We start from the raw sequence: 13,473 nt of genomic DNA, 5'->3' as shown, positions 1-13,473 counted from the left end.
GGCCGGTACGCACAACCGCAGCGGCAACGGCTCGGTCACCCTGGGTAACGGGACGACTTACAACGGGGCGTCGCTCGCCTCGGCGGCGGTCTCGGCCGACTTCATCGACGCCACGGCGGCCGGCAAGGCCGGTGCGGACGCGGCGCAGGTCAGGCTCTGCTACTCGAGCGCCGACGGCGGCAACGTCCTTGACCCGGCCAAGGTCGCGGGCAAGATCGTCCTCTGCGAGCGGGGCGTCACGGGTCGCACCAACAAGAGCCTCGCCGTCAAGGAGGCTGGCGGTGTCGGCATGGTCCTCGTCAACCCGACGACCAACTCGGTCAACGCCGACTTCCACTACGTCCCGACCGTGCACGTCAACGCGGACGTCCACGCCGCCGTCAAGGCCTACGCCGCCACGGCGGGAGCGACGGCGACGATCAACCCGGCGACGCTCACGACCGAGGAACCGGCTCCGTTCACGGCCAGCTTCTCCTCGCGCGGCCCGCTACGTGCGGGTGGCGGTGACCTGCTCAAGCCAGATGTCATCGCACCCGGCCAGGACATCCTCGCGGCCTACTCGCCGATGACGAACCAGGGCTACGGCTTCAACCAGATCTCCGGCACGTCGATGTCGTCGCCGCACGTCGCTGGTCTCGCGGCGCTGTTCAAGGACCTGCGCCCGGGCTGGTCGCCGATGGCCATCAAGAGCGCGCTCATGACCACGGGCTACGACGTCCTCGACAACACGTCCGTCTCCGACCGAGCATTTGGCCAGGGCGCCGGCCACGTGGAGCCGAACAAGGCGGCGAGCCCGGGGCTGGTCTACGACAGCTCGTGGAACGACTGGCTGGCCTTCCTGTGCGGCAGCTCGCGTGCCGTCGGGGCGGCCACCTGCACGGCGCTGACCAACGCGGGGTACAGCACGGACGCGAGCGACTTCAACGGTGCGTCGATCGCCATCGGCGACCTCGCCGGTGTGCAGACGGTCACCCGCAAGGTGACCAACGTCGGCGATGCGCCCGCGACGTATCAGTCCTCGGTCAGCGGCCTGACCGGGATCACCGCGCAGGTGTCGCCCTCGACCCTGACGCTGGCCCCCGGCGAGACGAAGGAGTTCACGGTCACGTTCACGCGGACGACGGCGGCGCTCAACACCTACGCGGGCGGTCAGCTGACATGGTCGGACGACACGCGCGCGGTGCGCTCGCCGATCGTGATCCGCCCGGTGGCTCTCGCGGCTCCTGCCCAGGTGACGGCGAACCCGGCCGGCACGTCCTACGACGTGACGTTCGGTTACACCGGAGCCTTCACGGCAACGGCGCGGGGACTCGTCCCGGCCACGGTCACGCCCGGCACGGTCTCCGACGACCCGACGGACTCGACGTGCTCGCTGAGCTCGCCGAACGCCCAGAAGATCGACGTCGCCGTGCCGACCGAGACGACGTACGCGCGGTTCTCGCTCTTCGACGCGGACGTCAACGCCGGAAGTGACCTGGACCTGTGCGTGTTCCGCGGAACGACACTGGTTGGCACGAGCGGCTCGGGCACGTCGGCCGAGGAGGTCAACCTGCTCAACCCAGCAGCGGCCACCTACACCGTGGTCGTCCAGGGCTGGGGTGTTGCCGGCTCGACGCCGTTCAAGCTGCACACGTGGCTGCTCGGCAACACGGCGGCGGGCAACATGACGGTCTCGGCGCCCACCCAGGCTGTGACCGGCGCGAAGGGCACCATCGGACTGTCCTTCACCGGCCTCGCGTCGGCCACGAAGTACCTCGGGTCAGTCGCCTACTCCGGCAGCGCCGGGATGCCGAACCCGACGATCGTCCGGGTGGACGTCCCGTAGCGGATGTCCCGCAACAAGAAGCGGGGAGGTCCCGGCCACGGCCGGGGTCTCCCCGCTCCGCGTTCGGACGGCGATCGGCTCGGCTCCGAGGAGCTGCGTGAGCACCTGCGGCGAGCGGTGGAGAGCGCAGCGGGACCACGCCGCCCGGTCGACGTCCTCGTGACCGGCACCCTGTCGCGGGCCGAGGTGGAGACCCACCCGCTCGTGCTCACCGACGAACGCGGCTCGGCCTGGGAGCTCGTGCTCCCTGCCGCCTGGTCGCTCGACGCCTCCCCTGGTGTGCGGGTCACCGTGCGCGGCGACGTCATCGACGAGGAGTCGGCCACCCAGGTCGGACCCCGCCTCCGCGTCCGGTCACTGTCCCGCGCTGACTGAGCCCAGCGCATACGGCACTCTCTTCCATCATCTGAGACATAACCCGTAGTTTGTTGACCGATAACTTTCGGCTATTGAAGACTCCGACGCATCCCAGAAGTGTGCGTCAGCGCACCGACGACAGGAGTCACTCGTGTCCAGCCCGATCCGCATCGCTACGGCCCTGACCCTCGTGTCGACCCTGGGCCTCGCGGCCTGCGGCGGCGGCGGCTCGAGTGACGCGGTGGGTCAGCCGGACGCGCCCGACGCCGCAGCAGCCGGCACCACCCTCAACCTCTTCGCCTACGCCGTGCCCAAGGTCGCGTTCGACAAGCTCATCCCAGCCTTCCAGCAGACCCCGGCCGGCAAGGGCGTCGAGTTCCAGCACAGCTATGGCGCCTCCGGCGACCAGAGCCGCAAGGTGGCCGCGGGAGCGCCGGCCGACATCGTCAACTTCTCGGTGGAGCCCGACGTGACTCGACTGGTCGACGGGGGACTCGTCGACGCCGACTGGAACGCGGACGAGCACCATGGGGTGCCGTTCGGGTCGGTCGTCACCATCGTCGTGCGCGAGGGCAACCCCAAGGGCATCACGGACTGGGACGACCTGCTCGAGCCCGGCGTCGAGGTCGTGACGCCCAACCCCTTCTCGTCCGGGTCCGCCAAGTGGAACCTGCTCGCCCCCTACGCGGCCAAGAGCGAGGGCGGCACGAGTGTCGACGCCGGGTTGGCCTACGTCAGCGAGCTCGTGGGCGAGCACGTGAGGACCCAGCCGAAGTCCGGACGTGAGGCGACCGAGGCGTTCCTCCAGGGCAGCGGCGATGCGTTGCTCAGCTACGAGAACGAGGCCCTCTTCATCGAGGCGAACGGCGACCCGGTCGAGCACGTGACACCGCCCCAGACCTTCAAGATCGAGAACCCCGTGGCGGTGCTCAAGGACAGCGAGAACCGCGCTTTGGCCGAGGCGTTCAACGAGTACCTCTACACGCCCGAAGCGCAGAAGCTGCTTGCCGACGCTGGTTTCCGACCGGTCGACGATGCGGTGGCCGCTGAGTTCGCGTCGAAGTTCCCGGCTCCCGCCAAGCTCTGGACGGTCGCCGACCTCGGTGGATGGAAGGCCGTCGACTCCGACCTCTTCACGAAGGACGTCGGTGAGATCGCCAAGATCTACGATGCCGCGACGCAATGACCGCGCCCTTGGAGACGCTCGAGCGCAGGGAGGCTGCGGATGCGGCCTCCGCCTCGGCCACGCCTGGTCAGCGGCAGCGGACTCCGCGGCGTCGCCGGTCGGACCCGATCCAACCGCTCGGCGTCGGCGTGGCGACGCTCTGGCTCAGCGTCATCGTGCTCCTGCCTCTGGCCGCGCTGACGGTTGCCGCCTTCGAGGACGGCTGGGCCGGCTTCTGGGAGGCGGTCACGGCGCCGGCCGCAATGGCCGCGCTGCGGGTGACCGTGCTCGTGTCGGCCATCGTCGCCGGCCTCAACGCGGTCATGGGCACCGTCATCGCTTGGGTCCTCGTCCGTGACACCTTCCCCGGCCAACGGGTCGTGAACGCGCTCATTGACCTCCCCTTTGCCCTGCCCACGATCGTCGCGAGCATCGTCCTGCTGTCCCTCTACGGTCCGAGCAGCCCGATCGGAGTCCAGCTCAACGCGACGACCTGGGGACTGGTCGTGGCCCTCGCGTTCGTCACGCTGCCCTTTGTCGTCCGCTCGGTGCAGCCGGTGCTGATCGAGGCGGATCGGGAGGTCGAGGAGGCAGCCGCCTCGCTCGGCGCGTCGAGCTGGACCACGTTCCGCCGGATCGTCCTACCGACGCTCGCGCCCGCCATCGTCAGCGGGACCGGCCTGGCGTTCGCGCGCGCCATCGGTGAGTACGGCTCCGTCGTCCTCATCGGCGGCAACATCCCGCGCGAGACGCAGGTCGCGTCGCAGTACATCCAGCAGCAGATCGAGATCGACCGGCCGGTCAACGCAGCCGCGGTTTCGGTGGCCTTGTTGTTCATCGCCTTCGTCACCTTGCTCGTCCTCCGATGGTTCTCCAGCCGCAGCCAGCGTCGTGAGGAGACCGCACCGTGACGACCAGCACCTCCCGGGTGACGCTGCGCACCGTCGCGCTCGGCTACCTCTTCGCGCTGGTGGCCGTGCCGATCGGGGTCATCCTCTGGCGGACGTTCTCACCGGGGCTCGGGGTCTTCATCGACTCCGTTTCGACCCCGGCGGCCCAGTCGGCCTTGAACCTCTCGCTGCTCATCGTGGCCATCGTCGTGCCGCTCAACGTCCTCTTCGGCATCATCACGGCGCTGGCCCTGGTCCGGGGGCGATTCCGCGGGCGAGGGCTGCTCCAGGGCATCGTCGACCTGCCCTTCGCCGTCTCACCCATCGTCGTCGGCGTGGCCCTCATCATGCTCTGGGGCACGGCCGGCTGGTTCGGGGCGCTCGACCGGGCCGGGTTCACGGTCATCTTCGGGCTCCCCGGGATGGTCATCGCGACCATCTTCGTGACCCTGCCCTTCGTCGTCCGAGAGGTCGAGCCGGTGCTACAGGAGATCGGCACCGAGCAGGAGCAGGCAGCCGCCACGCTCGGCGCGTCCCGGTGGCAGACGTTCTGGCGCATCACCCTTCCGGCGATCCGGTGGGGCCTGACGTACGGCGTCGTGCTCACCGTCGCGCGGGCCCTCGGGGAGTTCGGCGCGGTGATCATGGTCTCGTCGGGCTTCCCAGGCGTGTCGCAGACCCTCACCCTGCTGGTGCACGCCCGCTACATCGACGACCACAACACCTATGGCGCGTATGCCGCCGCCACCCTGCTCATGAGCATTGCGCTGGTCGTGCTGCTGCTCATGACCGTCCTCGACCGGAAGAGGAGCAACCGATGATCACCGTGACGGCGGCCCGCAAGGAGTTCGGCAGCTTCACGGCGCTGGACGACGTCAGCCTCGAGATCCCGAGCGGGTCACTCACCGCCCTGCTCGGCCCGAGCGGGAGCGGGAAGTCGACCCTGCTGCGCGCGATCGCCGGCCTCGAGTCACTGGACTCCGGGATCGTCACGATCGGGGGCAGCGACGTGACGAACGAACCACCACAGCGACGCGGGATCGGCTTCGTCTTCCAGCACTACGCAGCCTTCAAGCACCTCACCGTCCGGGACAACGTCGCCTTCGGCCTGACCATCCGCAAGCGCCCGAAGGCCGAGGTCGGCGCGAAGGTCGACGAACTGCTTCACGTCGTCGGGCTCGACGGCTTCGCCGACCGCTATCCAGCGCAGCTGTCCGGCGGCCAGCGGCAGCGGATGGCGCTGGCGCGCGCCCTCGCCGTCGACCCGCAGGTGCTGCTCCTCGACGAGCCCTTCGGCGCCCTCGACGCCAAGGTACGCACGGACCTGCGCACCTGGCTGCGCCGGCTCCACGACCAGGTCCACGTGACGACGGTGCTCGTGACGCACGACCAGGAGGAGGCCCTGGATGTCGCCGACCGCATCGCGGTGCTCAACCAGGGCCGGATCGAGCAGGTCGGCGACCCCGTCACGCTCTACGACCGACCGGCGAACGACTTCGTCATGTCGTTCCTCGGCTCGGTCGCCCGGCTCGGCGAACAGCTCGTCCGGCCGCACGACATCGTCCTCGAGAGAAATCACGAACTGGCCATGGCCGAGGACGCGAGGATCCCCGACTCCCCAGGCGTCATCAGAGCGGTGGTCGAGCGAGTGGTCCGACTCGGCTTCGAGGTTCGCGTCGACCTGCGGGCGGACACCGGGGAGCGCTTTGCGGCCCAGATCACGCGACGTGACGCCGACGGACTCGGCTTGCGCGACGGCGAGAAGGTGAGCGCCCGAGCCGCGCATCGATCGAGCGTCGTCGAACACGACCCGGCCCTCGCGATCTGACGCTCGCACGGATCGGAAACGAGCACATGGACGTCTCCGCACGCGTCGACTACGCCGTCCGGGCGATGCTGATCCTCGCCGAGGCGGCGGCAGGTGGATCGGGTCCGGTCAGCATTGAGCATCTCGCCACTCGGCAGGACCTGCCCCGCAAGTTCCTCGAGACGATCTTCGCGGACCTGCGGCGGGCCGGGCTCGTGCTGAGCCGACGCGGCGCTCTCGGCGGCTATGCCCTGGCCCGGCCGCGCACCGAGATCAGCGTCGGGGACGTCTTCCGAGCGGTGGACGGGCCACTCGCCGAGGTTCGTGGCCTGCGACCCCATGAGACCTCGTACGTCGGAGCCGCCCAGCACCTGCCCGAGCTCTGGGTCGCCGTCCGCGCGAGCCTGCGCGAGGTCCTCGACCGCACGTCGCTCGAGGCCCTGCGCACGGGCGACCTGCCCGACCACGTGCGCCAGCTCATCACGGCACCGGACGCCTGGCGCAGCCGCTGAAGCTGACACATGACGTGAAACGCGACTCTGAAACGCGACTCCAAGGCTGACCCTGGAAACTGACCTTGGAAACTGACCCTGAGCCCGGGCCAAGGGTCGCCTCCGGGTCGCCTCCGGGCGTCGCCCCATGTCCTGGGAGCCGTTCGTGGCGGAGAGTAGAGATGTCAGGAACGGTTCCTGACGCCCATACGGAAAGCACCGCACTATGAACGACATCCACCAGACCTTCGCCGACCACGGCTTCGTCCGACCGCGTGAGGACCGAGTCCTCGCCGGTGTGTGTGCCGGCCTCGGAAGGCGATTCGGCCTGGCACCTTGGCCGGCCCGAATCCTGTTCATCCTCCTTCTCTTCGTCATCCCCGGAAGCCAGATCCTGGTCTACCCGATCCTTGCGATCCTCATGCCGTCCGAGCAGGCGGCGATGGACCGGCCGAGCTACCCGGGCCCGACAACCGCCTGAGCCGGTGGCAGGTCGACCGGGGCAGCGGGTCCAGCCCTGGCCCGAGCCCGCGCCGGCTCGGGCCACGCGGCAGCGGTCACCGCGACAGTGACCTCAAGCGTGAGACCCTCGGCAGCGCAGCTCACCAGGCCGGCGCCGTTGCTCGCAGCCACCCGGTCCGCAGCGGCACAGGCGCCGTCCACGGCCACCCCATCGCGCAGCCGCGCGGCTCCCGCGAGCGCGGCAAGGTCAGCGGCAAGGCGGGCCCGGTGGCTCGCGACGACCGCACTCGCGAGGACCAGCCCGCCGACCGTCATCGCGAGCAGCGCCGCGACCAGGCCAAGCACGAGGACTGTCGCGGCGCCGCGCTCTGCTGGTGAACCGAGCCGGTTCATCCGCGGGGACCCTCTTCGACCGGCGTCCGCGCCGTGGCGCTGACTGACCACGGGGGCACCACGCCTCCCCAACCGCCGACCTGAGCGCGCACGGTGACAACCGCTTCGCCGCCTCGACGCGCGACCGTGACGACTGCACCGTCCGGGGCGCCGCGGCGCGCCAGATCGTGCACGCTGCCGGGAGAGTCGCCACGCGCAGCCGCACGACTGCCGAGCCGCGCCGCATCCACGCACCGGACCTGGTCGACCGCCGCGCTCAGGCCGGCCAGACAGGCAACGAGGACGAGGACGACGACCGGGATGGCGACGGCCAGCTCAGCCGTCACCATCCCTCCGTCGCGGCGACGTCGGTGCTGCATCACCCAGCGAGACCGAGTGCGCTCTGGACGATGCCCACGAGTGCGTTGCGGACCGCGTCCGACCGGACGACGCCGAGCAGCACCAAGGCGAACGTGCAGGCGGCCATGATCCCGACGGCGTACTCGGACGTCGACATCCCCGTCTCGCGGAACATCCTCCGCATCGCTCGCCTGGTTCCAGTGACCATATGAACTCCCTTCCCTTTCAATGAATCCCACGACCGTGCGCCGTGAGACGCCGATGCCGTCAGCCGGCCAACATCTGCCCCGCGAGCGCCACGACAAGGGGCACGACGGTCGTGAGGCAGAAGGCGGGAAGCAGCACCAGCCCCAGTGGGGCGACGAGTCGCACGCCCACCCGCGCCCCCGCGAGCTCGATCTGCTCGAGTGACTCCCTTCTGAGGTCCTCTGCCGCGGCCAGCAGCAGCGGCCCGGGCGGGATGCCGGCCCGGTGCGCGATGGCGACGGCCCGCCCCGCTGCGGACCAGACCTGCCCCACCGAGGCCCAGGCCTCGTCGTCGGAGGCCCCCCATCGCAGTGCGGCAGCGACCTGGCGCAGGTCGCGGACCACCGGTCCGTCGTGACTGCCCCCGGCACCCTCGAGCACACCTGCAACGGCGCCGAGGACCTCCCAGGTCGGGAGGCCCGACCGGTATCCCAGAGCGAGCAGGACCAGGGCGGCGTTGACCTCGTCTGGTGTCGCGGGGTCCGGCTGATCCGGTCGATCCGACCAGGGGGCGCCTCGTCCCGGGAGTCCATCACGTCCATCACGTCCGTCGGCTTCGTCCGCTCCCTCTCCTCCGTCGGCTCCGTCGAGCCCACGGAGACCATCGACTGCACGGTGTCGGCTCGGCGCCACGAGCACGGCCAGGGCCACCGTCAGCCCAGCCACGATCGCGGGACTCGCCAGAACCCCACTCACGATCGCCTCCCCACCGGGCGCCCGGCGCCGGTGCCACGCATGGCCGAGTCGACGAGGCGGCGACACCAGAGCCGGCCGGCCCACATGAGGCCCACCCCCACCACCGCGGATGCGGTGCCGATGGGGTTGGACAGGTAGAGCTCCATGGGAGGAACGCCGCAGGCCAGGCCGAACACCGGACCAGTCAGCGGCAACGCGGTCAGCACCACGACCGTCGCGCGCGGCCCAGCGACGGCGACGTTGACCCGGCGCGCCCGTTCCCGCGACTCGCGCACGGACACCACCGCCCGCTGGACCGCCTCTGCGAGCGGTGCGCCGGTCAGCTCCGAGAGTTGCCAAGCCGCAGCCACGAACGCGAGATCGGGCGACCCGGTGCGTGCCGCCAAGCTCTGCCAGACCGGCGCGATGGGGCTGCCCCGCTGGCAAGCGCCGACAAGTTCGCCGACGAATGGCTGCGTGGCGGGATCCAGGGCGGAGCCCAGGGCCGCACCGGACAGGCGCACGGCGACGGCCGGCGGAAGGCCCGCCGCGAGGGCCGGGGCGATCCCTTCCAGCAGGGGCAGCACGTCAGGCAACGACGACGTGGCACGCCGCTGTCGCCGCCACTGGCGAAACAGCTCCACCGGGTCCGAACGCCAGAGCTGACGCAACGTCTCCGAGCGGCCTCCCCGGCCGGTATCACTCAAGGCAGGGGGCGGTTCAAACACCTGATTGACCCGGACGAGGCGTTCACCAGCCGGCCACACGACGAGGGCCAGTCCCAGCAGCACGCCGGCCAGGACGGTCGCAGTCATGCTCTACTCCGAAGCCCGATCCTGTCCACCATCGCGGGGTCCAGGCCAAGTCGATGTGCCAGTGCCGGCCAAGCCGGCCCGACGGTGCCGACAGCGCCACCGCCATCAGCGCCAACGCACGTCAGGGCAGTCTCGACGACCGGGTCACCGCCCCTGCGGAAGACGGCCGAGATCGTCTGGACCCGCCGGGTCGGGCCCTGCCGCGTCACGTGGATGACGACGTCGATCGCGGCGGCGACCTGCGCCCGCACGGCGGGTGGCCCCAGCCCCGCCAGCGCACCCAGAGCCTCGAACCGGGCGATCACGTCCTCGGGGGCATTCGCGTGCACGGTGCCGCAGCCGCCCTCGTGCCCGGTGTTGAGCGCCGCGAGCAGCTCACGCACCTCGGCACCTCGCACCTCACCGACGACGATGCGGTCAGGGCGCATGCGCAGCGACTGTCGGACCAGGGTTGTCAGGGTCACCTCGCCCGCGCCTTCGACGTTCGGCGGGCGAGCCTCGAGCCGCACGACGTGCGGGTGGTCGACGTGCAGCTCCCGGACGTCCTCGACCACGAGCAGCCGGTCGGTGGGGTCGACGAGTCCGAGGAGGGCGGCCAGCAAGGTCGTCTTCCCGGCGCCGGTCCCACCCGAGACGACGAAGGCGAGACGTCGGGAAACGACCTTCCGGAGCACCACTCCCCAAGACGGCGGGAACGTACCCATTGCCTCGAGCACGGCGAACGACAGGTGGTCCCGGGCGGGTACCCGGATGGTGATGTGCGGCCCGCCCGCAACCAGTGGTGGCAACACCGCATGCAGGCGGGCGCCGGAGGGCAGCTGGCCGTCGACCCACGGGCTCGCCTCGTCCAGGCGGCGCGCGGCCGCAGCAGCGAGCCGGACCGCGAGCGCCCGCGCGTCCTCGGCCGAGAGCACCGCGCCCGTCCACTCCATCCCCGCACCACGGTCGAGCCAGACCTTGCCGTCGCCGTTGACGGCGAGGTCGGTGACCGCGGGATCGTCGAGCCAGGCCTCGAGCGGACCCGCTCCGAGGACGCGCGCGGCCAGCGCCTCTCGAGACTCGGCGACGCGCTCGGCGCCCAAGGCCCCGGTCTCCTCACGGGCCACATCGGCGACGAGACCCGGGTCCGGTGGCAGGCCGACTCGCACGCGCTGCCACACCGCTGGGCTGAGGGTCATGCGGACCACCGCCGGCCCACGTCGGAGGGCGCTCCGCCGTCGCCGAGATCCAGAGGTGGCCTCGACACGAGGCGCAACAGCAGCTCGTCGGCGGCATCGACCACAGGCCCGCGCCCACGCGATCCGGGCGCCACGCCGCTCGTCGCGTCGGATACGAGGCGGAGGTCGTCACCGACCGTCGCCACGATCGGGGCATCGAGGTGGTCGGTGACCGCATCCGCCACGTCGTCCTCGATGCGACTGCCGCGTAGGACGATCCACGGCTCACAACGAGGTCGCAGTCCACCACGCGCTGCGGACCCATCGACGGAGCCCGACCCGGATTCCGCGGGCGCCTCGTCGACGGCCTGCCGCAGGAGCGGTACCGAGGCAGCAGCCGCAGCGAGCTGGGGCACCGCCGTCCCGACCACGACGACCCAGGCGTCGACGAGGCCCGCGACGGCGGACACGACTCGCTCGTCCCGCGCGACATCGAGCACCGTGACCGGATGCGCTGCGGCCAGCCCGGCGACGACGTCGGGCAGGATCCGCACCCATTCCTCACCGAAGGCACGCCGGGAGCCGACCGAAGCACTGAGCACCGGCACCGTCCCCGCGATGGGCAGCTCGCGGGCCAGGCCCACTCCGTCGACCACGCCGGCCACGTCGAGCAGATGATCCCACCGCCACCCCGGTTCCTGCTCGACGCCGAGGACGACGTCGAGCCGTCCCCCGAACCGGTCGAGGTCGACCGCGACCACCGACCGACCGGCCTCTGCGGCCCGGACCGCGACGACAGCAGCGATCGTGGTTGCCCCGACCCCACCCGAGGCCGGCATGACGGCGATGACGTGTCCCATGGACCAACCGTCACCGAATCGCGGGAGCCCGCCCAGCGGCATACGGCCTGCTGTGGACGGGCACACGCGTACCGCAGGGATGTGGACGACGTGCGTGCCGGAGAAGGCGGTGGCCCCCGTCGGGGGGAGACGGGGGGCCACCTCACGGGACCCTGGCTCCGGGGGGGAGAGCCAGTGACCCGGGTGCGCTCAACCCCGAGGGGAGCGCATCTCCATGGTCCGTCTTTCAGGCCCCCAAATGCAAACCGAACTCGGCGCGTCCGGAATGTGAACCCCAGCTGGACGGGCGGACCACACCCCTCCGAGACGCGGACGGGGCCCCCAACGATGTCGGGGGCCCCGTGAGAACGAGGTGGGCTACCAAGCGTGCGTTTTTGAAGTGTCGCCCCGGTGTGGACCCGAGGGTGGACTGTTCCAAGTGAACTGCCGTCGCGTGGGTACCTCTCGCTCTCGCTTGTACTGCCTTGGAGCCGTCCTTCGCCTCACGGCGATGGGTGGTTCCTGCATCCTTTGTACTCCAGGGCCGTGCGCGGCAACAGTCTTGACATCTCGGGAAAAGAGGTTCCTTCCATCACAGTGGGCCGTCAGCCGAGCCGCCCCGCCCGGACCGCGTCACAGATGGCCTCACCCTCGCCGACGCCCTTGAGCAGCGCGTCCGCCGCCTGTCCGAGCCACAGTCCCACTCCCGCCGCGGTCCCCTTGCCGTATGCCGCTGAGCTGCCCGTGTAGGTCACCGCGCCGTTCGCGACGTGGCCGGCTTCCGGGACGGCAACACCGGTCGGGTCGAGGCCGAGCGCCTGGATCAGGGCGCGCTCCAGGGACCTGGCGACGAGGCCGTTGCCGTGGGCGAAGGGTCGGATGGCGATGACCTCTCCGTGGACGATGGACGAGATGACCACGGCCGGAATGCGATCCGTGGCGGTCGATGCGGCGACGATGAGTTCTGCCAACTGACCAAGCCGTCGCGACACCTCGGCCGCATCCGGCGCCGGCCCGAGGTCGACGAACTCGTTCGTGTCCTCACCGGTGACCCGGGGACGGCCGAGCGTGTCGGTGTGGTCGGCGTCTCCGGCGCTGACGAAGGGCGAGGCGGCCGCGACGTGGAGTCGCGCAAGAGCCTGCAGGGGCGCGGTGCGCACGATGGAGGCGATGCGCTCACTCTCGGCTGTCGCGGCGATCGCGCCCTTGAGCGTCGCGAGGTCGGGGCTGAGGCCGTCGGGCCACGGGCGCGCGCCGGTCGTCAGCTCGCGGACGAGGTCCAGCGGGTAGTCGACGCCGTCGAGGACGGCAGAGGCCCGGGCCCCGCGGACGCGCGACTCCGCGGCAGCCTCCGGGATGCGCCGGCGCAGCGCCTCGTGGAACCGCAGCCGGGTGCACGCTTCGCGCACCGCATCGGCCCGATCGCGGATTCCGGGGAGGTCCGCGAGGGCGGCCAGCTGGTCGATGATCGCATCGCGGGCAGGGTTCCGGTCGGGCACCGGTCCAGCGTAGGAGCCGTCAGCTGGGCCCATGGCGGCGGGCCCATGGCGGCTCGGCGGCGGGCTGGGCGGCGGCAACGGTGCCACCATGGGCAGATGGCCGGTGACAGGGCTGACGAGGTGATCGACTGGTTGCTGGAGGGGGACGTGGCCGTCGCGTATCTGACGACTCGTGACCTCCTCCACCACGACGAGCCACATCTCCGGCAGCGGATCGCCACCGAGGGCCTGGGCGCTGCGCTGCTGGCCGCTCGCCGACCCGACGGCCATTGGGGGCGGGGCTTCTACCAGCCGAAATGGACCTCGACCCACTACACCCTGCTCGAGCTGCGCAACCTCGGCCTTTCGCCTGACAACCAGGCTGCCGGGGAGTCCGTCCGACTGGTCCTCGCGGAGAACAAGGTTCGTGACGGTGGGGTCATGCCCAACCCGCGCTCCGCCGCGAGCGAGACCTGCATCAACGGCATGGCGCTCAACTATGCGAGCTACTTCGGCGCGTCCGAGGCCGGCCTG

16 protein-coding genes and 1 pseudogene are annotated in these 13,473 nt (G+C 70.8%); 9 read left to right on the top strand and 8 right to left on the bottom strand.

Annotation, left to right across the window (positions count from 1 at the left end; translation table 11 throughout):
* From VJN29_RS09635 to VJN29_RS09600, 8 genes are all read left to right on the top strand, one after another.
* The coding region (locus VJN29_RS09635) for a S8 family serine peptidase (RefSeq protein WP_324143408.1) at positions 1–1,825 on the top strand (1,825 nt) is incomplete at its 5' end.
* A gap of 3 nt (positions 1,826–1,828) precedes the next feature.
* Entirely contained in the window at positions 1,829–2,200 is a 372-nt protein-coding gene (locus tag VJN29_RS09630; protein WP_324143407.1) for a hypothetical protein, read from the top strand.
* Between the two features lie 133 nt (positions 2,201–2,333).
* On the top strand, positions 2,334–3,368 hold the full coding sequence (locus tag VJN29_RS09625; RefSeq protein ID WP_324143406.1) for a sulfate ABC transporter substrate-binding protein: 1,035 nt from the start codon (positions 2,334–2,336) through the stop codon (positions 3,366–3,368).
* A complete protein-coding gene (cysT, locus tag VJN29_RS09620; RefSeq protein ID WP_324143405.1) occupies positions 3,365–4,258 on the top strand; it encodes a sulfate ABC transporter permease subunit CysT in 894 nt (297 codons plus the stop codon). The genes VJN29_RS09625 and cysT overlap by 4 nt, the downstream gene beginning before the upstream one ends.
* The gene (gene cysW / locus VJN29_RS09615; protein ID WP_324143404.1) at positions 4,255–5,058 is read left to right on the top strand and encodes a sulfate ABC transporter permease subunit CysW; all 804 of its coding nucleotides are present in this window, start codon (positions 4,255–4,257) and stop codon (positions 5,056–5,058) included. The genes cysT and cysW overlap by 4 nt, the downstream gene beginning before the upstream one ends.
* On the top strand, positions 5,055–6,065 hold the full coding sequence (locus tag VJN29_RS09610) for a sulfate/molybdate ABC transporter ATP-binding protein (protein ID WP_324143403.1): 1,011 nt from the start codon (positions 5,055–5,057) through the stop codon (positions 6,063–6,065). Before cysW ends, VJN29_RS09610 begins: the two co-directional genes overlap by 4 nt.
* A gap of 26 nt (positions 6,066–6,091) precedes the next feature.
* On the top strand, positions 6,092–6,556 hold the full coding sequence (locus tag VJN29_RS09605; protein ID WP_324143402.1) for an Rrf2 family transcriptional regulator: 465 nt from the start codon (positions 6,092–6,094) through the stop codon (positions 6,554–6,556).
* 205 nt (positions 6,557–6,761) lie between these two features.
* Positions 6,762–7,016 carry a PspC domain-containing protein gene (locus tag VJN29_RS09600; protein ID WP_324143401.1) on the top strand — a complete coding sequence of 85 codons (255 nt, stop codon included), beginning with the start codon at positions 6,762–6,764 and terminating at the stop codon, positions 7,014–7,016.
* On the opposite strand, the gene VJN29_RS09595 is transcribed toward VJN29_RS09600, so the two are convergent.
* The 8 genes from VJN29_RS09595 to VJN29_RS09560 form a co-directional block, all read right to left on the bottom strand.
* On the bottom strand, positions 6,992–7,390 hold the full coding sequence (locus VJN29_RS09595) for an Rv3654c family TadE-like protein (RefSeq protein WP_324143400.1): 399 nt from the start codon (positions 7,388–7,390) through the stop codon (positions 6,992–6,994). The genes VJN29_RS09600 and VJN29_RS09595 overlap by 25 nt on opposite strands.
* Positions 7,387–7,719 (bottom strand): TadE family type IV pilus minor pilin, encoded by a 333-nt coding sequence (locus VJN29_RS09590; protein ID WP_324143409.1) that lies wholly within the window; start codon positions 7,717–7,719, stop codon positions 7,387–7,389. The genes VJN29_RS09595 and VJN29_RS09590 overlap by 4 nt, the downstream gene beginning before the upstream one ends.
* Positions 7,720–7,748: 29 nt before the next feature.
* Positions 7,749–7,937 (bottom strand): DUF4244 domain-containing protein, encoded by a 189-nt coding sequence (locus VJN29_RS09585; protein WP_324143399.1) that lies wholly within the window; start codon positions 7,935–7,937, stop codon positions 7,749–7,751.
* A gap of 59 nt (positions 7,938–7,996) precedes the next feature.
* A complete protein-coding gene (locus VJN29_RS09580) occupies positions 7,997–8,671 on the bottom strand; it encodes a type II secretion system F family protein (RefSeq protein WP_324143398.1) in 675 nt (224 codons plus the stop codon).
* Positions 8,668–9,441: a type II secretion system F family protein gene (locus VJN29_RS09575; protein WP_324143397.1), complete on the bottom strand. Its 774-nt coding sequence runs from the start codon at positions 9,439–9,441 to the stop codon at positions 8,668–8,670. The genes VJN29_RS09580 and VJN29_RS09575 overlap by 4 nt, the downstream gene beginning before the upstream one ends.
* A 20-nt stretch (positions 9,442–9,461) precedes the next feature.
* On the bottom strand, positions 9,462–10,643 hold the full coding sequence (locus tag VJN29_RS09570; RefSeq protein ID WP_324143396.1) for a TadA family conjugal transfer-associated ATPase: 1,182 nt from the start codon (positions 10,641–10,643) through the stop codon (positions 9,462–9,464).
* On the bottom strand, positions 10,640–11,482 hold the full coding sequence (locus tag VJN29_RS09565; protein ID WP_324143395.1) for a P-loop NTPase: 843 nt from the start codon (positions 11,480–11,482) through the stop codon (positions 10,640–10,642). The genes VJN29_RS09570 and VJN29_RS09565 overlap by 4 nt, the downstream gene beginning before the upstream one ends.
* 584 nt (positions 11,483–12,066) lie before the next feature.
* Entirely contained in the window at positions 12,067–12,960 is an 894-nt protein-coding gene (locus VJN29_RS09560; RefSeq protein ID WP_324143394.1) for a hypothetical protein, read from the bottom strand.
* A 96-nt stretch (positions 12,961–13,056) separates the two neighbouring features.
* Between VJN29_RS09560 and VJN29_RS09555 the strand changes: the two are divergent.
* Positions 13,057–13,473, top strand: a pseudogene (locus VJN29_RS09555) (hypothetical protein); the annotation flags it as partial.

The sequence above is a fragment of the Intrasporangium sp. genome, from assembly GCF_035280925.1.
In the GTDB taxonomy this organism is placed as follows: domain Bacteria; phylum Actinomycetota; class Actinomycetes; order Actinomycetales; family Dermatophilaceae; genus Intrasporangium.
The sequence above is the reverse complement of the archived record's forward strand: the minus strand, read 5'-3'. Positions and strand labels throughout refer to the sequence as shown.